The 18,470-nt window shown below is 67.7% G+C and carries 16 protein-coding genes; 10 read left to right on the top strand and 6 right to left on the bottom strand.

Translation table 11 applies throughout. The annotated features are described in order from the left end of the window. Nucleotides 1–12: 12 nt before the first annotated feature. Nucleotides 13–1,926 (bottom strand): FAD-binding monooxygenase, encoded by a 1,914-nt coding sequence (locus tag C566_RS0114525; RefSeq protein ID WP_018775077.1) that lies wholly within the window; start codon nt 1,924–1,926, stop codon nt 13–15. 249 nt (nt 1,927–2,175) lie between these two features. Here C566_RS0114525 and C566_RS0114520 point away from each other — a divergent pair, with 249 nt between their 5' ends. Genes C566_RS0114520 through C566_RS0114495 form a run of 6 tightly spaced genes read left to right on the top strand, consistent with a single transcriptional unit; the run spans nt 2,176 to nt 8,673 of the window. After that, on the top strand, nt 2,176–3,666 hold the full coding sequence (locus tag C566_RS0114520; protein WP_018775076.1) for a fumarylacetoacetate hydrolase family protein: 1,491 nt from the start codon (nt 2,176–2,178) through the stop codon (nt 3,664–3,666). After that, nucleotides 3,659–4,360 carry a GntR family transcriptional regulator gene (locus C566_RS0114515; protein WP_018775075.1) on the top strand — a complete coding sequence of 234 codons (702 nt, stop codon included), beginning with the start codon at nt 3,659–3,661 and terminating at the stop codon, nt 4,358–4,360. Before C566_RS0114520 ends, C566_RS0114515 begins: the two co-directional genes overlap by 8 nt. A 56-nt stretch (nt 4,361–4,416) precedes the next feature. After that, nucleotides 4,417–5,931, top strand: a complete 1,515-nt coding sequence (gene hpaE, locus C566_RS0114510) for a 5-carboxymethyl-2-hydroxymuconate semialdehyde dehydrogenase (protein ID WP_018775074.1) — start codon at nt 4,417–4,419, stop codon at nt 5,929–5,931. 48 nt (nt 5,932–5,979) lie between these two features. Beyond that, nucleotides 5,980–7,068 (top strand): 3,4-dihydroxyphenylacetate 2,3-dioxygenase, encoded by a 1,089-nt coding sequence (gene hpaD / locus C566_RS0114505; protein WP_018775073.1) that lies wholly within the window; start codon nt 5,980–5,982, stop codon nt 7,066–7,068. A gap of 1 nt (nt 7,069) precedes the next feature. Then, nucleotides 7,070–7,855, top strand: a complete 786-nt coding sequence (hpaH, locus tag C566_RS0114500) for a 2-oxo-hept-4-ene-1,7-dioate hydratase (RefSeq protein ID WP_018775072.1) — start codon at nt 7,070–7,072, stop codon at nt 7,853–7,855. Further along, the gene (locus tag C566_RS0114495; protein ID WP_018775071.1) at nt 7,840–8,673 is read left to right on the top strand and encodes an HpcH/HpaI aldolase family protein; all 834 of its coding nucleotides are present in this window, start codon (nt 7,840–7,842) and stop codon (nt 8,671–8,673) included. Before hpaH ends, C566_RS0114495 begins: the two co-directional genes overlap by 16 nt. Nucleotides 8,674–8,760: 87 nt before the next feature. On the opposite strand, the gene C566_RS0114490 is transcribed toward C566_RS0114495, so the two are convergent. The 5 genes from C566_RS0114490 to C566_RS0114470 all read right to left on the bottom strand — a co-directional run bounded on the left by C566_RS0114490 (nt 8,761) and on the right by C566_RS0114470 (nt 14,964). After that, nucleotides 8,761–10,218: an amino acid permease gene (locus tag C566_RS0114490; protein WP_018775070.1), complete on the bottom strand. Its 1,458-nt coding sequence runs from the start codon at nt 10,216–10,218 to the stop codon at nt 8,761–8,763. A gap of 268 nt (nt 10,219–10,486) precedes the next feature. Beyond that, nucleotides 10,487–12,145 (bottom strand): ABC-F family ATP-binding cassette domain-containing protein, encoded by a 1,659-nt coding sequence (locus C566_RS0114485; RefSeq protein WP_018775069.1) that lies wholly within the window; start codon nt 12,143–12,145, stop codon nt 10,487–10,489. Nucleotides 12,146–12,271: 126 nt separating this feature from the next. Next, entirely contained in the window at nt 12,272–13,147 is an 876-nt protein-coding gene (locus tag C566_RS0114480) for a metal ABC transporter permease (protein WP_018775068.1), read from the bottom strand. Nucleotides 13,148–13,150: 3 nt separating this feature from the next. Then, entirely contained in the window at nt 13,151–13,999 is an 849-nt protein-coding gene (locus C566_RS0114475) for a metal ABC transporter ATP-binding protein (RefSeq protein ID WP_018775067.1), read from the bottom strand. Next, nucleotides 13,996–14,964, bottom strand: a complete 969-nt coding sequence (locus C566_RS0114470; protein ID WP_026266715.1) for a metal ABC transporter substrate-binding protein — start codon at nt 14,962–14,964, stop codon at nt 13,996–13,998. Before C566_RS0114470 ends, C566_RS0114475 begins: the two co-directional genes overlap by 4 nt. A gap of 52 nt (nt 14,965–15,016) precedes the next feature. On the opposite strand from C566_RS0114470, the gene C566_RS0114465 reads away from it, so the two are divergent. The 4 genes from C566_RS0114465 (at nt 15,017) to C566_RS0114450 (ending at nt 18,432) form a co-directional block, all read left to right on the top strand. Further along, nucleotides 15,017–15,778, top strand: a complete 762-nt coding sequence (locus C566_RS0114465; RefSeq protein WP_018775065.1) for a CPBP family intramembrane glutamic endopeptidase — start codon at nt 15,017–15,019, stop codon at nt 15,776–15,778. 69 nt (nt 15,779–15,847) lie between these two features. Then, nucleotides 15,848–16,288, top strand: a complete 441-nt coding sequence (locus tag C566_RS0114460; RefSeq protein ID WP_018775064.1) for a VOC family protein — start codon at nt 15,848–15,850, stop codon at nt 16,286–16,288. 21 nt (nt 16,289–16,309) lie between these two features. Beyond that, nucleotides 16,310–17,263: a 1,4-dihydroxy-2-naphthoyl-CoA synthase gene (locus C566_RS0114455; protein ID WP_018775063.1), complete on the top strand. Its 954-nt coding sequence runs from the start codon at nt 16,310–16,312 to the stop codon at nt 17,261–17,263. Between the two features lie 8 nt (nt 17,264–17,271). Continuing rightward, nucleotides 17,272–18,432 (top strand): AMP-binding protein, encoded by a 1,161-nt coding sequence (locus C566_RS0114450; RefSeq protein ID WP_018775062.1) that lies wholly within the window; start codon nt 17,272–17,274, stop codon nt 18,430–18,432. Nucleotides 18,433–18,470: the final 38 nt, after the last annotated feature.

Genomic DNA, 18,470 nt, shown 5'->3' with positions numbered 1-18,470 from the left:
GAAGAAAGCCGGTCACACCGCCGCAGCCCGCCCTGCCTGCAGGAGGGGCGCGAAGAACGCGGCAAGCTCCGCCGTCGCCGTCAGCGGCAGGATGTTGGCCACGTACTGGTCCGGGCGCACCACCACGATGACGCCGCCGCGGTCGATGCCGCGCAGCTCAAAGATGTCCGCCGCCGGATCGGTACCGTAGACCTTCTCGAGGTAGGGGAGCTTGAACGGCCCCACCTCCGGTGTGAAGACCGCGGGGACGTTGCCGATGTCGATGCCCGTATGGTCCTGCTGGTAGATCACTTTCACGTCGAACCACGCATCACGGTCGGCCCCTGCGGGGGTGGCGGCGAGCGGCGAGTCCGGCGCGCCGGCAAGCCACGCGGCGAGGTCCGCGGCGGGCGACGGGGCCCCCGCCTGTTGTCCTGGCGCTGCCGGGTCCGCGAAGACGTAGATGCGCCAGCGGCCGTCCGCCGCGGCCTGGTGGCCGAGCTGGACCGGGTTGGTGTCGCAGACCCGCACAACGGGCGCGGACTTGAAACGCTTGCCGACGGGAAAGCCGGTGGCCAGCTGCTGGTGCGTCGCCTCGGCGACGACCATCGACGGCGAGTACTCGGTCATGAAGCCGGCAGGGAACTCGGCGGTGCGCACGTAGAAGTCCTCGAGCTCGGAGGGGTTTTCAAACTCCTCGGGCTTCTTCGCCATGAGCGTCGACCACACCTTGTCGAAGTCAATGAGGTTCTTCGCGACGACCTGCCGCTCGGCCGAGTACGTGGACAGCAGGCTCTCCGGGCTGCGGCCCTCCAGCACGTGGCCGAGCTTCCAGCCGAGGTTGAAGCCGTCCTGCATGGAGACGTTCATGCCCTGGCCGGCCTTGGCGCTGTGCGTGTGGCACGCATCGCCGGTGATGAACACGCGCGGCGTGCGGGTGCCCAGCTCCTCCGGGAGGACGTCGTCGAACCTGTCGGTGAGGCGGTGGCCCACCTCGTAGACGCTGTGCCAGGCCACGTTGCGCACGTCGAGCGTGTAGGGGTGGATGATCGCGTTGGCCTTGGCGATGATCTGCTCGATGGTGGTCTTGCGGACGGCCCCGCGGTCGTCCGCGGCGACCTCGCCGAGATCGACATACATGCGGAAGAGATGCCCGCCCTCGCGCGGAATCAGCAGGATGCTGCCGCCGTCGTGGGACTGGATGGCGCATTTGAGCCGGATGTCGGGGAAGTCCGTGGAGGCGAGCACGTCCATGACGCCCCAAGCGTGGTTGGCCTGGTCGCCGGCCATGGTGCAGCCGATCGACTCGCGCACCCTGCTGCGGGCGCCGTCCGCGCCCACGACGTACTTGGCCCGGACGATGCGTTCCCGGCCCTCGTCGGGACCGGCGGTGTGCGCCAGCGTCACCGTGACCGGATATTCACCCTCGCCGGTGACCTCCAGGCCGCGGAACTCCAGACCGTAGTCCGGGGACATTCTGGCCGGGGACATGGCCATGAACTCGGAGAAGTAGTCGAGCACGCGGGCCTGGTTGACGATCAGGTGCGGGAACTCGCTGATCCCGCCCGGGTCATCGAGGGTGCGGGCGCTGCGGACGATGTTCGAGGGGTCCGCGGGATCCGGCTTCCAGAACGCCATTTCGGTGATGCGGTACGCCTCGGCGATGATCCGCTCGGCGAAACCGAAGGCTTGGAAAGTCTCGACGCTGCGGGCCTGGATGCCGTCGGCCTGGCCGATCGCGAGCCGGCCCGGCCGGCGTTCCACGATCCGGGTGGTGACGCCCGGGAACTGGGACAGCTGGGCGGCGGCGAGCATGCCTGCGGGGCCGGAGCCCACGATCAGCACATCAACCTCATCGGGAAGCTGCGTGGGCCGATCGATGCCGACGCCGGCGGCCGGCTGGACTCGCGGGTCACCGGATACGTAACCGTGGTGGTGGAAATGCACGGGCTTTCCTCACTTCGTTGTGTGGCGGCCTGTCAACGGCCTAGCGTGTTCGATATTAGAACGTGACGTTCGATAATAGAATTTTGGTCCTTGATCCAGAACTGTACGGCAGATATGACGCAGGTTACAAGTGCGCCAGACGGTCCCGGCAAATGCCCAGACACATGTCCCGGCGCAGGGGGTTGACGCTCCGCCATTCCCGGGCCATAGTGTTTCGTATACGATTTCGTACTCGATGAGGAGTAACACTTGGAACAGGTCACCGACCACATCCTGGCCGCGGCCCGCAAGGTCATCGCGGTGCATATCAACTACCCCAGCCGGGCAGCCCAGCGCGGCCGCACACCCGAGCAGCCCTCCTACTTCCTGAAGCCGTCATCGTCCCTGGCTCTCGGTTCGGCGGCAGCCCCTTCGACCGTGGAGCGCCCGGCCGGCTGCGAACTCCTCGGCTACGAGGGCGAGATCGCCCTGATCATCGGCAAGCCCGCCCGCCGCGTGGGCATCGAGGATGCGTGGAGCCATGTCGAGTGGGTCACCGCCAGCAACGACCTCAGCGTCTACGACCTCCGCTACGCGGACAAGGGCTCCAACCTCCGTTCCAAGGGTGGCGACGGCTTCACGCCCGTGGGCCCGGGCCTGATCGCGGCAGACGCCGTCGATCCCGCAAAACTGCGGATCCGCACGTGGCACAACGGCGAACTGGTCCAGGACGACACCACCGGGGACCTGCTCTTCCCGTTCGCCCGGCTCGTGGCCGACCTCTCCCAGCTGCTCACCCTCGAAGAGGGCGACATCATCCTCACCGGCACCCCCGCCGGGGCGTCGGTCGCCACGCCGGGCGACGTCGTCGAAGTGGAAGTAGACGACGACGGCGGCGGGCTCACCACCGGCCGGCTGGTCACCCGGGTAGTGGAAGGCACGACGCCGTTCGCGGACTTCGGCGCCCGTCCCAAGACCGATGATCTCCAGCGGGAGGAAGCCTACGGTTCCCGTGAAGCAGCCGGCCTCTCCGCCGCCCAGCCGTCAGGAACGCCGGGCCTGTCCCCGGAGCTGAAGGCGAAGCTGGAGTCCGTCTGCACGGCCACCCTGTCCTCCCAGCTGCGCAAGCGCGGCCTGAACAACGTCAGCATCGACGGGCTGACCTCCACCCGCCCGGAGCGGCGGATCGTGGGACTGGCCCGGACCCTGCGCTACGTGCCCAACCGCGAGGACCTGTTCAAGACCCACGGCGGCGGCTTCAATGCCCAGAAGAAGGCCATCGATTCCGTCAACGAGGGCGAGATCCTGGTGATGGAGGCCCGCGGCGAAAAGGGCACCGGCACGATCGGCGACATCCTGGCCCTGCGCGCCCAGGTCCGCGGCGCCGCCGCCATCATCACCGACGGCGGCGTGCGCGACTTCTCCGCCGTGGCCGCCATGGAGATGCCGACCTACTATGCCAACCCGCACCCGGCCGTCCTGGGCCGCCGGCACATCCCCTGGGACACGGACATCACCATCGCCTGCGGCGGCACCACCGTGCAGCCCGGGGACATCATCGTCGCGGACGCGGACGGCATCCTGGTGATCCCGCCGGCCCTCGCCGAAGAGCTCGCGGACGACTCGATCGCGCAGGAACGCGAGGAAACCTTCATCGCCGAGATGGTGCAGCAGGGCCACAGCGTCGACGGCCTCTACCCGCTCAACGCCGCATGGCGGACCCGCTACGAGCAATGGGAAGCCGGCAAGGCCAATGACTGAGACAGCCAGGGCCGCAACCACGCCGGCCGCGACCTCCGGCAGTAAATCCGAGCAGGCCTATGCGGCCGTCAAGGCCCGGATCGTGGACGGGACCTACTCCCCCGGCTACCGGCTGGTGCTGGCCAAGATCGCCGAGGACCTGGGCGTCAGCGTGGTGCCGGTCCGCGAAGCGATCCGCCGGCTTGAGGCCGAGGGCCTGGTCAAATTCGAACGGAACGTCGGCGCCACCGTGTCCGGGATCGACCCCACCGAATACCTGTACACGATGCAGACCCTCAGCATCGTCGAGGGCGCCGCCACGGCACTCTCGGCCCCGCTGATCGGGGCGGCGGACGTGGCCCGCGCCCGGGCCGTCAACGCCGAGATGCGCGAGTGCCTGCAGCACTTCGACCCCGTCCGGTTCACCCGGCTGAACCAGGACTTCCACAGCGTCCTGTTCGAGCACTGCCCCAATCCGCACATCCTGGACCTCGTCCACCGGGGCTGGAACCGGCTGGCGTCGCTGCGGTCCTCCACGTTCCGCTTCGTCCCGGGCCGTGCCCACGAATCCGTCGATGAGCACGAGGCGCTGCTGCAGCTCATAGAGTCCGGCGCCAGCCCGGATGACATCGAAAAGGCCGCCCGCCGCCACCGCAGCGCCACCCTCGACGCGTACCTCGCCCAAACCAACGCGGGGTCACTTAGCGCCCATTAAGGCCCCCCTCATGGGCCGTAAGTGACCCGGCGTTGCACTACCAGTAAGGAAAAACAATGACGTTTACTGCCGCAGAAACCACAGCCCACTACGTTCCGCAGGGCCTTCCCACCCACATCCAGCACTACATCAACGGCGAATTCGTTGATTCGGTGGGCGGGGCAACCTTCGATGTTCTGGACCCGGTGTCCAACACCAACTACGCCACCGCCGCCGCCGGCCAGAAGGAAGACATCGACCTCGCCGTCGCCGCGGCCCGCGAGGCGTTCGTCAACGGCCCGTGGCCGAAGATGAAGCCGCGCGAGCGGGCCCGGGTCCTGAACCGGATCGCCGACGCCGTCGAGGCCCAGGAGGCACGCCTGGCCGAGCTCGAAACGTTCGATACCGGCCTGCCGATCACCCAGGCCAAGGGCCAGGCGCTGCGCGCGGCGGAGAACTTCCGCTTCTTCGCGGACCTGATCGTGGCCCAGTTCGACGACGCCATGAAGGTCCCCGGCGCCCAGATCAACTACGTCAACCGCAAGCCGATCGGCGTCGCCGGGCTCATCACGCCGTGGAACACCCCGTTCATGCTCGAGTCCTGGAAGCTCGCCCCGGCCCTGGCCACCGGCAACACCGTGGTGCTCAAGCCGGCCGAATTCACCCCCCTCTCGGCCTCGCTGTGGGCGCAGATCTTCAAGGACGCCGGGCTCCCCGACGGCGTGTTCAACCTGGTCAACGGCCTCGGCGAGGAAGCCGGGGATGCCCTCGTGAAGCACCCGGATGTGCCGCTGATCTCCTTCACCGGCGAGACCACCACGGGCCAGACGATCTTCCGTAACGCCGCGGCGAACCTCAAGGGCCTCTCGATGGAGCTGGGCGGCAAGTCACCGTGCGTCGTGTTCGCCGACGCGGACCTCGACGCCGCGATCGACTCCGCCCTGTTCGGCGTCTTCTCCCTCAACGGCGAGCGCTGCACCGCCGGCTCCCGGATCCTGGTGGAGCGCGCCGTATACGAGGAATTCTGCGACAAGTACGCCGCCCGGGCCAGGAACATTGTGGTCGGTGACCCGCACGATCCCAAGACCGAGGTCGGCGCCCTGGTCCACCCCGAGCACTACGCCAAGGTGGCCTCCTACGTGGAGATCGGCAAGACCGAGGGCCGGCTGCTGGCCGGCGGCGGCCGCCCCGACCACCTGCCGGAGGGCAACTACATCGCACCCACGGTGTTCGCCGACGTCGCCCCGGACGCGCGGATCTTCCAGGAGGAGATCTTCGGCCCCGTGGTCGCCATCACCCCGTTCGACAGCGACGCCGAGGCCCTCGCCCTGGCGAACAACACCCGGTACGGGCTCGCGGCGTACATCTGGACCCAGAACCTGACCCGCGCGCACAACTTCTCGCAGAACGTCGAGGCCGGCATGGTCTGGCTCAACAGCCATAACGTCCGCGACCTCCGCACCCCGTTCGGCGGCGTCAAGGCCTCCGGCCTGGGCCACGAGGGCGGGTACCGCTCCATCGACTTCTACACCGACCAGCAGGCCGTCCACATCACCCTGGGCACCGTCCACACTCCTAAATTCGGCGCCTAAGTTTCCCGCCGGCCCCACCCAGACCCCTTTCAAAGAAGAGAGAGCACCATGACCAACTTCGTCCCCACCCCCACTGTCCCGGCTCCGGACATCGTCCGCTGCGCCTACCTGGAACTCGTGGTCACGGACCTCGCCAAGTCCCGCGAGTTCTATGTGGACCTGCTGGGCCTGCACGTCACCGAGGAAGACGAGAACACCATCTACCTGCGCTCCCTCGAGGAGTTCATCCACCACAACCTGGTGCTGCGCAAGGGTCCCGTGGCCGCTGCGGCCGCCTTCGCCTACCGCGTGAAGTCCCCGGCCGAGGTGGACGCCGCCGAGGCCTACTACAAGGAACTCGGCTGCCGCACCGAGCGCCGCAAGGACGGCTTCACCAAGGGCATCGGCGACGCCGTCCGCGTCGAGGACCCGCTCGGCTTCCCCTACGAATTCTTCTACGAGACCGAACACGTCGAGCGCCTCACCCAGCGCTATGACCTCTACTCCGCCGGCGAACTGGTCCGGCTGGACCACTTCAACCAGGTCACCCCGGACGTCCCGCGCGGCCGGGCGTACCTCGAGGACCTCGGCTTCCGCGTCTCCGAGGACATCAAGGACTCCGACGGCGTCACGTACGCCGCGTGGATGCACCGCAAGCAGACCGTGCACGACACCGCCCTGACCGGCGGCAACGGACCGCGGCTGCACCACATTGCCTTCGCCACGCACGAGAAGCACAACATCATCCAGATCTGCGACAAGATGGGCGCCCTGCGCATCTCGGACCGGATCGAACGCGGCCCCGGCCGGCACGGTGTCTCCAATGCGTTCTACCTCTACATCCTGGACCCGGACGGCCACCGCATCGAGATCTACACCCAGGACTACTACACTGGCGACCCGGACAACCCCACCATCACCTGGGACGTCCACGACAACCAGCGCCGCGACTGGTGGGGCAATCCCGTGGTCCCGTCCTGGTACACCGAGGCCTCCCTGGTCCTGGACCTCGACGGCAACCCGCAGCCCGTGATCGTCCGCGAGGAAAAGAGCGAGATGGCCGTGACCGTGGGCGCCGACGGCTTCTCCTACACCCGCAAGGAAGAGGACGGCTCCGCCGGAGAAGCGACGGGCTTCAAGCTCGGGGCGCAGGTCTAGCGTGCTGGATCCCGCAACGATCGAGGCCATCGCGGACGAACTGCTGGAGGCCGGCCGCAACCGCACACCGGTCCCCCGCCTGACCACCCGCTACCCGGAGATGACGGTGGAGGACTCCTACGCCGTCCAGCAGCTGTGGCGGCGGCGCAACGAGGACGCCGGACGCCGGCTGGTGGGCCGCAAGATCGGCCTCACGTCCAAGGCGATGCAGGCCGCCACCGGCATCACCGAGCCGGACTACGGCGCCATCTTCGATGACATGGTGCTGGAAACCGGCTGCTCGGTGCAGTGGGACCGGTACACGCATCCCCGGGTCGAGGTGGAGCTCGCGTTCGTGTTGAAGCAGGACCTCGCCGGCCCCGGCTGCACCATCTTCGACGTCCTGAACGCCACCGACTACGTCGTCCCGGCCCTGGAGATCCTGGACTCCCGGATCGAGATGGAGGGCCGGACCATCGTGGACACCATCGCCGACAACGCGGCCATGGGCGCCATGGTGATCGGCGGCAACCCCGTCCGTCCCGATGCCGTGGACCTGCGTTGGGTCTCCGCTATCCTCTACAAAAACCAGACAGTGGAAGAAACCGGCGTCGCGGCAGGGGTCCTGGACCACCCGGCCAACGGCGTGCACTGGCTGGCCAACAAGATCGCCGCCCACGGCGACGGGATGAAGGCCGGCGACATCATCCTCGCCGGCTCCTTCACCCGGCCCCTCTGGGTCTACAAAGGCGACACCGTGCACGCCGACTACGGACCGCTGGGGAGCATCACATGCCGCTTCGAGTAGAACCCGCACCCACGTTCCGGGATGCCCTGCGCAACCAAACCGGCGCTGCCGGCCGGCCGCTGGCCGGGATGTGGGTGTGTTCGGGCAGCCCGCTGGTGGCCGAGCTCTGCGCCGGGTCCGGCCTGGACTGGCTCCTGATCGACGCCGAACACAGCCCCAACGGACTCGAGTCCATCCTGGCCCAGCTGCAGGCCGTGCACGGCTACCCGGTCCAGGCCATGGTCCGGCCGCCGGTGAACGACACCGTGCTGATCAAGCAGTACCTGGACCTCGGCGTCCAGAACCTGCTGATCCCCATGGTGAACTCCGCAGCCGAGGCGGAGGCCGCCGTGGCCGCCACCCGCTACCCGCCGCACGGGGTCCGCGGCGTCGGCTCCGCCCTGGCCCGGGCCGCGCGCTGGAACCGGATCCCGGACTACCTCGCCCGCGCCTCCGACACCGTCAGCGTCACCGTCCAGATTGAGTCCGAAGCCGCGGTTGCGGCCGTGGAGAACATCCTGGCGGTGGACGGCGTGGACGCGATCTTCCTCGGGCCCTCCGACCTCGCCGCCTCCATGGGGCTGCTGGGCCAGCAGGAACACCCCCGGGTGCGCGCCGCCGTCGAACACTGCCTCGCCGCCGCCACCGCGGCCGGCAAACCCGCCGGCGTGAACGCCTTCAACCCCGCAACCGCCCGCGCCTACCTGGCCGCCGGCGCAGCGTTTGTGCTGGTCGGGGCCGATGTGTCCATCCTGGCCCGCGGCTCCGAGGCCCTTGCCGCCGAGTACATCCCACCGGACCCGGTGGTTGAGCCGGGCGGCACCCCCGCCAGTTACTGAAGCTTCGGGGCCTTAAACGCGACGGCGGCAGCCACCTTCTCCAGGTGGCTGCCGCCGTCGCCGCGTTAAGCGCCGGACCGGTGGGTCCTAGCTGTAGAGCTCGCTCTTGGGTGCGTTGTTCTTGACCTTCTGCCAGCCCAGCCACAGCACCAGCGCGAAGAACGGAACGGTCGCCAGGGTCCACAGGCCCAGGTGGAAGACCTCACCGGTCTTGCTGGTCATGGTGTCGAAGCCAATCAGCACGGTGATGGCCAGCAGCGCGACCAGTCCGGCCCAGCTGGTCCACGGCGAGCCCGGCATGGGCAGGCTGGAGACGCGGCCCTTCTGGTGGCGCAGCGCGATCTGGCTGGCGAAGATGGCGCCCCACGTGAAGATCACGCCGATCGAGGCGGTGTTCAGTGCGAGGTCGAAGGCGTGCGAGCCGCCGAGCCAGATGTTCAGCAGGATGCCCACGAGGTAGAAGGCGGCGATCGCGAGGATGGCCGCGTACGGCACGTGGCGCTTGGACATCCGGGTGAGCCACTGCGGGGCATGCCCGTTGTTGGCCATGGTGCGGAAGACGCGGCCGATCGAGTACAGGCCCGAGTTGCAGGAGGACAGCGCGGCGGTGATGACGATCATGTTCATCACGTCGCCCACCCAGCCGAGGCCCATCTGGCCAAACACGGTGACGAACGGGGACACGCCGGCCTTGTACTGGTCCGAGGGCAGCAGCATGGCCAGCAGCAGCACGGAACCGACGTAGAACACCACAATGCGCAGTACGACGGCGCGGATCGCCTTGGGCACTTCGCGCTTGGCGTTCTCCATCTCGCCGGCGGTGATGCCGACGAGTTCGATGCCGTTGTAGGCGAAGATCACGGCGTTGAGCACGAGGACCATCACCAGGGCGCCCTTGGGGAACATCCCGCCGTCGTCGGCGAAGAGGTTGGCGACTGAGGCGTGGCCGGTGCCGACCTTGGCGTTGGTGACCACCATGAAGGTGCCGACGGCCAGGAAGATCAGGATGGCGCCGACCTTGAGGCAGGACGCCCAGAATTCAAACTCGCCGAACGCCTTGACGCTGAGCAGGTTGACGGCAACGAGCAGCGCGAGGGCGGCAATCGCGGAGGCTTCCACCGGCACGTTGGGGAAGAAGAACTGGAAGTACAGGCCGATCGCGATCAGCTCGGCGATCCCGGTCATGCCCCAGTTTATGAAGTACATCCAGCCGGAGAGGAAGGCGCCCTTCTTGCCGAACATTTCGCCGGCGTAGCTGACGAAGGAGCCCGAGGTCTGGCGGTACATGATGAGCTCGCCCAGTGCCCGCATGAGCAGGTAGGCGATCACGCCGGCGATGGCGTAGGAGAAGATCAGCGCCGGGCCCGTGGAGGCCAGGCGTCCGCCGGCGCCCATGAACAGGCCGACGCCGATTGCGCCGCCCATCGAGATCATCGTCACGTGGCGCCCGCTCAGGGTCTTCTTATAGCCCTCGGCGCTGAGGGTCGAGTCGACGGCGGATTCCGCCGGCGCGCTCTGGAGTTCTGTGGGGGTAATTGATGGCACAACGGTTCCTTGTAGGTCGGATTATGGCCGGGACGGGACCGGGATTCGGTTACACACCATTCGGGTTCTGCCCGGTGGGGCAGCAAGATGTACCGAACCTCACAAGGAGTCAAACCCTCGCGCGGCTCATCCATCGTACTGGATTTCCCGGCCTGGCCGTGACGCGGGCAACACCAGTCAGGCGCTATGCCTAATTAATGACACCCGTTTAGCTGATTCGCCGAATAATATTCTATTTGGGTTCCGCCAGCCCCGGCGAATCGTTCCGCTATGCCAGGGCGCCGTCCCGCATCGCGTACCGGAGCCAGTTCCCAGTGCTGTTCCCGTGCCGAGTTTCTTGGCTCGTTCCTCGCCGGGCGCAGGTGCTGAACCACTCCCCCAGCGCGCGGTCGTGGCTGACCATGACCAGCGTTCCTGCGAACTCGGACAGGGCCGCTTCGAGCTGTTCCACCAGCACGGGCGCCAGGTGGTTGGTGGGCTCGTCCACCAGCATCGTCCCGAACCCGCCGAGCAGGAGCCGGGCCAGCGCCAGCCGGCGTTGCTGCCCCGCGGAAAGGCTGCCCACCGGTACGTGGAATTCGCTGGTCCGGAAGAGCCCCAGCCGCAGCAGGGCCTCGGCGTGCTCATCGATGTTGCCGCCCAGGCCCGCGGCAAAAGCTGGCAGGAGACGCAGTCCCGGGCGCTGCGGAAGTTCCAACTCCTGCTGCAGGTAGCCGATCCGGCCGTGCCTCACCACTTTGCCCTGGGCCGGTTCCAGCGTGCCGGCGAGGACGGAGAGCAGCGTGGACTTCCCGGCCCCGTTGGGGCCCGTAATGAGGATCTTCTGGCCGGCTTCCACCCGGAAGTCCGTGGGTTCCAGGCGGCCGGGCACGGCGACCCCCTTCGCCTCGAGAGCCGGGCCTTCGGCTACGTCCGCCCGCAGATCGGTCGCCAGCTTCAGGGGCACCGGGGGACGGTCAATGGGGCTTGCCTCCAGCCGGCGCAGCCGCTCCTGGGCATTACGGACCTTGCTGGTGGCGGCCTTTTGCCACGTGCCGGCCTTGAAGTCGAACCCCATTTTGTCGCCGTCGCGCTGGCGGGCGTAGCCCATCTTCCCGGAAACAGTGTCCGCCTGGAGCCGTTCGGCGGCCATCGCGTCCAGCCATCCGTGGTACTGCTGGGCCCAGCGCTGGCGTTCGGCAGCCTTCTCCCGCAGATAGCCTTCATAGCCGTTGCCATACCGGTTGACCGACCGGCGTTCGGCATCGACCTCAATCACGGTTGAGGCCACTTTGCGCAGCAGGACGCGGTCGTGGGAGACCACCACCACGGTGCCGCGGTGCGCGGCCAGCCGTGCCTCCAGCCAGGCCGTGCCGCTGGCGTCCAGGTGGTTGGTGGGTTCGTCCAGGAGCAGGATGTCCGCGGGATCGGCGAGAACGCAGGCCAGTGCCACCCGTTCCTGTTCCCCGCCGGAGAGCGAGCCCAGTGTCCGCATCCGGTCCAGCCCGCCCAGGCCGAGCCGGTCCAGCGCCGCCTCCACCCGGGATTCCGCGGCGTAGCCCTCCCTGAGCTGGTACTGCGTCTGCAGGTTTCCGTAGCGCTCCAGTTCGTCCGCTTCCGCGCCGGCCAGCCCGTCCTCCAGACGGTCCAGCTCGGCCTCCAGCGCGCGGAGCGATTCGAGTGCGGCGTCGATCGCGTCGCGGACGGTGAACTGCTCCGGCAGGCCATGGGTCTGGGCCAGGTAGCCCACGCGGCCGTGGCTGACGGCCGTGCCCTCGTCCGGGGCCTCGAAGCCGGCCAGGATCCGCAGCAGCGTGGATTTGCCCGCGCCGTTTTCGCCAACGATCGCCACATGTTCACCGGCCGTGATGGCAAGGTCGACGCCGGCAAAGAGCTGGCGGTCCCCATAGCCGTGGGATACGCCCGAAAGGCGGAGATGTTCGCTCAAGGAGTCCTCGCAAGTAGGTGCCAGCCTGCCCGACGGCGGCCTGCAGCCTCAGTATGGCACCGCCGGCCGTCACTGGGGCACTGGGCGCCGGGGCGGGTGCCGCTGTCGCCGGCCGCCGTTGGCCGCTCAGGCGGCGAGCGCAACCGCCTTCTTGCGCCGGGCCTTCGCCAGGCGCGTCCCGATCAGGCCCTGCCGGGGGCTGAACAGATAGACGGCGGCGAAGGCGGCCCCCTGCGTCAGGACCACCATGGCGCCGGAAGCAGTGTCCAGGTAGTAGCTGATGTAGATGCCGGCGATGGAGCACACTGCGGAAATGACGGGCGCGATCACGAGCATGCGGGAGAACCGGTCCGTCAGCAGATAGGCCGTGGCGCCGGGGATGATCAGCATGGCCACTACCAGCACCACGCCCACGGTCTGCAGCGCCACGACGGAGGTCAGCGCCAGGAGGCCCAGCAACAGGGCTCCGAGGCGTTTCGGGGATAGGCCGATTGCGTGGGCGTGTGTGGGGTCGAAGGCGTAGAGGGTCAGGTCACGCCGCTTGAGGATCAGGATGGTGAAGGCGACGACACCCAGCACGAGAACCTGGATGAGGTCAGGGATGCTGACGCCGAGCAGGTTGCCGAAGATGATGTGGTTCAGGTCCGTCTGGCTCGGCGTGACCGAGATGAGCACCAGTCCCAGGGCGAACAGCGAGGTGAACACGATCCCGATCGCCGCGTCCTCCTTCACCCTGCTCGTGTTGCGGACCACCCCGATCAGGGTCACGGCAATCAGCGCGAACACCAGTGCCCCCAGGGCGAAGGGCGCCCCGACGATGTAGGCGAGCACGACGCCCGGCAGGACGGCGTGGGAGACGGCGTCGCCCATCAGCGACCAGCCAATCAGCACCAGCCAGCAGCTGAGCACGGCGCACACAATGGCAGCCAGCGCCGTGGTGATGAGCGCGCGGACCATGAAGTCATAGCTCAGCGGTTCCAGCAGAATGTTGACGAGGTCCATGGTTCAGCTCCTGCCCTGGGGGTTCGATGCGGTGCGGCCAGCGAGGCCCGGGCCAGCGAGGTTCGGGCCACCGAGGTCCGGGCTAGTGAGGTCAGGGGCAGCAGCCTCCGGGACGGGCAGATCCCGGTTGAGAACGTCGAGGCCGAAGGCCATGGCCAGGTGCTCGGGTTGCAGGACCACCTCGGGCCGGCCGTGCATCAGGACTTTGCGCATCAGGAGCACGGCTTCGTCGCAGAGATGCGGCAGTGCGTGCAGGTCATGGGTGGAGATCAGGATGGTGCAGCCGTCCGAGGCCAGCTCCTTCAGCAGGCGCGTAATGGTTGCCTCGGAGCGCTTGTCCACCCCGGCGAACGGCTCATCCAGGAGCATCATAGTGGCGCCCTGGGCGATCCCCCGGGCCACGAACGCGCGCTTCCGCTGGCCGCCCGAGAGCTGGCCGATCTGCCGGTTGGCGAACTCGGAGAGTTCCACCCGGTCTAGGGCGAGTTCGACGGCGGCGCGGTCCGCCTTGGACGCCCGCCGGGTGAACCCCTGGTGCCCGTAGCGGCCCATCATCACCACGTCGCGGACGGACAGCGGGAACTGCCAGTCCACGTCCTCGCTCTGCGGGACGTAGCCGATTCCGCCTGCTTTGCGTGCCTTCGCAGGCGATTCACCGTTGATGAGGACGCGGCCGGCGTCGGGCTTGATCATTCCCATGATCGCCTTGAAAAGCGTGGACTTGCCGGAGCCGTTCATGCCCACCAGACCGCAGATCCGGGCAGCATCAAGGGACAGCGACGCGGCGTCGAGCGCCAGGACGTCGCCGTAGTGGACGGTGACGTTTTCCACCAGAATCGCCGGATGGCTCATGATGCCGCTCCCGTCAGGCCTTCGGTGATGATCTTGGAGTCGTGCCGGATGAGGTCCAGGTACGTCGGGACGGGCCCGTCCGACTCGGAGAGCGAATCCACGTACAGCACCCCGCCGAATGTCGAACCCGTGGCTCCCACCACCTGGCGCATCGGGGCATCCGACACCGTGGACTCGCAGAAGACGGCAGGGACCTTGTTGGCCTTCACGAATTCGATGGCCTTAGTGATTTGTTGCGGGGTGGCCTGCTGTTCGGCGTTGACGGCCCAGATGTAGACCTCGCGGAGGCCGGCGTCGCGCGCCAGATAGGAGAATGCGCCCTCGCACGTCACGAGGGCCCGCTGCGCCTCGGGGACGGTGGCGAGCTTCTGGACCATTTCTTCCTTCACGGTCTGCAGCTGGGCCTTGTAGGCGGCACCGTTCGCCTCGAAGACCGCCGCGTTATCCGGATCAAGCTTGGAGAACGCCTTGACCATGTTGTCCACATAGATTTGAACGTTGACCGGCGACATCCACGCGTGCGGGTTCGGTTTGCCCTTGTAGGCGTCTTCGCCGATGGACATCACCTCCACGCCTTCGCTCACCACGGCGTGCGGAACGTCCAGGCCTTCGACGAACTGGGCAAACCACACCTCCAGGTTCAGGCCGTTGTCCAGGATCAGGTCCGCCTTGGCCGCCTTGCGGATATCGCCGGGCGTGGGCTCGTAGCCGTGGATCTCAGCGCCGGCCTTCGTGATCGATTCGACCTGCAGCTTGTCCCCCGCCACGTTCCGCGCCACGTCGGCTAGGACTGTGAAGGTGGTCAAGACGACGGGCTTCTCGCCCCCGGGCCCCTGGCCCGGCGCGGCACCCCCGCACGCTGTCAGGGACAGGCAGAGAACAATGGCAGCGACGGCGGCTCCGACGGCGCGAACCGGTCGGGATCGGCGGACGACTTTGGCGCACCGAAAAGAAAACTTAGGCATACCGAATATTGTACGGGACCATGCCACCTTGCCTCGGCGTTAGGCTGGGGACATGGGCACAGCTCTCCGCACACCACCCGCGCCGCAGCCGGAGCTTTACCGGTTCTCCCGGCTCGATTTCATCACTGTTGGACTCTATGTTGCCGTGGCCGGTTTATTCGCCGTGGCGGGCAGCCTGCTGGAGCCGCTGCTGCTGCAGCTATCGCCCAATCCTGCGGTGGCGTCCTACGCGGTGAACCTGATCTTCTACGCAACCGTCGGCGTCCTAGCCCTGACCGCCGCCCGGCGTGTTGCGGTCCGCGATCTCCGCGTCCTGGCCACGAGGCCCTGGTTCACGGCCCTGATGGTGCCGCTGACCGTCGTGGCGATGCTCATCCTCACCGCGGTGCTCGTGGCCCTTAGCGGGCCGGTGCAGACCTCCGCCAACCAGGCCGGCCTCCAGGCGCTCATGCAGCAGGTCCCGGTCTGGCTCATGGTGCCCCTGCTGGTGCTGGTCGGCCCGTTCGTCGAGGAATACATCTTCCGCCATCTGCTGATCGGCAAACTGAGCCGCCGGGTCAACCTCTGGGTCTGCTGCACCATGTCCGTGATTCTCTTTGCGGCCCTGCACATCGTGGGCCAGGAGCAAATGACCCTGCAGGTGCTGATGCCGTACATCGCTATGGGCGCCGTTCTGGTGTTCGTGTACGTCTGGACCGGGAAGAACGTCATGTTCTCCTACTTCGTCCACGCCTCCAAGAACCTCTTGGCGGTCATCTTCATCTACGCGATTCCGCCGGAGGTGCTCGAACAGCTGCAGCAGGTCCAGGGCTGACCGAAGGAACGCGGCGTCGGAGAGGCCTGAACCCTACCGCCGCACGCGGCGACGTCGTAGGTTCTTTCCATGACACTGAAAATCCAGATCGTCGTCGACTGTAAGAACCCGCACGAGCTCGCGGATTGGTGGGCCGAAACCCTGGACTGGGCCGTGGAGCCCCAGGATGAGGCTTTCATCCACTCCATGATCGAGCAGGGCTTCGCGACCGAGGCAGAGACCACCACACACCAGGGCAGGCTCGTGTGGCGCGAGGGTGCCGCCATCCGCCCGCCGGAGGAACTCGATGCCAAAGCGCCCGCCCACCGCGTTTTGTTCCAGATTGTCCCGGAGGAAAAGTCGGTCAAGAACCGGGTCCATTGGGACGTGCGGCTCGCGGGAGGGGACAAGGACGCCGTGCGGGCCGCCCTTGTTGCCCGCGGCGCGACGTTCCTCTGGTCAGCCAATCAGGGACCGCATTCCTGGCATACCATGGCGGACCCGGAAGGCAACGAGTTCTGCATCAGCTGACGCGATTACTAGACTCGGACTGTGAGCAACGAAATCCCCGCCAAGGTATCCGACGTCTTTGACCCCTCCCGGTGGCGCACCGTGTCCGGTTTCGACGACTTCCAGGACATGACCTACCACCGGCAGGTGGAGCGCTCCGCCGACGGGGAGGTGGTCCGGGACCTGCCCACCGTCCGCATCGCCTTCGACCGCCCCGAGGTCCGCAATGCCTTCAGGCCCGGCACCGTGGACGAGCTCTATCGCGCCATGGACCACGCCCGGATGACCCCGGACGTGGCGACCGTCCTGCTCACCGGCAACGGCCCCTCCCCCAAGGACGGCGGGCACTCGTTCTGCTCCGGCGGGGACCAGCGGATCCGCGGGCGTGACGGGTACCGCTATGCTGACGGCGAGACCAAGGAATCCATTGATCCCGCCCGCGCCGGACGGCTGCACATCCTGGAAGTCCAGCGGCTCATGCGCACCATGCCCAAGGTGGTCATCGCCGTCGTCAACGGCTGGGCAGCCGGCGGCGGGCACTCCCTCCACGTGGTCTCGGACCTCACGATCGCCTCCCGCGAGCACGGCAAGTTCAAGCAGACCGACGCCACCGTGGGCAGCTTCGACGCCGGCTACGGCTCGGCGCTCCTGGCCCGCCAGATCGGCCAGAAGTCCGCCCGGGAGATCTTCTTCCTGGCCCGCGAATATTCCGCCGAGGACATGGTCCGGATGGGCGCCGTGAACGAGGCCGTGGACCACGAACGCCTCGAGGAGGTCGCCCTGGAATACGCCGCCGACATTGCCCGGCAGTCCCCGCAGGCCATCCGCATGCTTAAGTTCGCCTTCAACCTGGCCGACGACGGCCTGGCCGGCCAGCAGGTCTTCGCCGGCGAGGCGACCCGCCTGGCGTACATGACCGACGAGGCCGTGGAGGGCAAGGAGGCCTTCCTCGAGAAGCGCGATCCCGACTGGTCCGCTTTCCCGTACTACTTCTAAGGCGCGCTGTGACTTCCGGAGCCATAAACATCGAGCCTGCGCTCAAGGCGTTGGCTGCTGCCCTCCATGGCGAGGGACCCGCCGTCGAACTCTCCGCCGGGCCGGACGGCTCGCCGGTGCTGGGATTCCCTGACACTGCCGGCATCGAGGACGCGGCCGTCGTGGTCCGGACCTCCGGGTCCACCGGCACACCAAAGGCGACCGTCCTGACCGTCGATGCCCTGGCGGCTTCGTCCGTGGCGACCGCCCTTGCGCTCAAGGGCGAGGGGCAGTGGCTGTTGGCCCTTCCCGTCCAGTATGTGGCCGGCGTCCAGGTGCTGGTCCGCTCGCTCTTTGCGGGGACCCGCCCGTGGGTCATGGACCTCTCCGGCGGTTTTACGCCGGAGGCCTTCACCGCCGCGGCGCTGGAGCTCACGGACAAGCTCCGTTTCACCTCGCTGGTGCCCACCCAGCTCCAGCGGCTCCTGGACGCGCCCTCCGCCGAGACGCTGGCGGTGCTGCGGCGTTTCAACGCCGTCCTGCTCGGCGGCGGTCCCGCGTCCGAGGAGCTGCTCGCCGCAGCCAGGGACGCCGGAGTGCGGGTGGTGACCACCTACGGCTCGTCCGAGACCTGCGGCGGGTGCGTATACGACGGCTTCCCGCTCGAGGACGTCCTGGTCCGCGTGGAGGACGACGGCCGCATCCTACTGGGCGGGGCAACCATTGCCGCCGGCTATCTTCAGGCCCCCGAGCTCTCCGCAGCGGCGTTCATCGAAGCGGACGGCGTCCGCTGGTACCGGACCAATGACCTCGGTGAGCTGGACGCCGACGGCCGGCTCACCGTGCTCGGCCGCGCCGACGACGTCGTCATCACCGGCGGCGTCAAAGTTTCGGCCGCGCATGTCCAGGCTGAGCTGGAAAAGCTCGACGGCGTACGGGCGGCTTTTGTCGCCGGTGTGCCGTCCGCCGAGTGGGGCCACGCCCTGGCCGCGTACGTCGCCGTGGTCGACAGTTCCCCGGAAGGGCTGGCGGCGTTCGCCGACCGCCGGAACGAGACCTGGGCACCATCGCTGGGCGCGCTGGCCCCGAAGACGGTGCTGCCCGCCGCGGAACTGCTCATGCTGCCCAACGGCAAACCGGACCGGCTGGGCATGACGGTCCTGCTGGACGCCCTCCATCAGGGAAAATAGACAAGCCGCCTCCGGCTTCGGGCCGGCTGCGTGTTTCA

It is taken from the genome of Arthrobacter sp. 131MFCol6.1 (assembly GCF_000374925.1).
Classification (GTDB): Bacteria; Actinomycetota; Actinomycetes; order Actinomycetales; family Micrococcaceae; genus Arthrobacter.
This window is presented reverse-complemented; position numbering and strand designations above follow the sequence as displayed.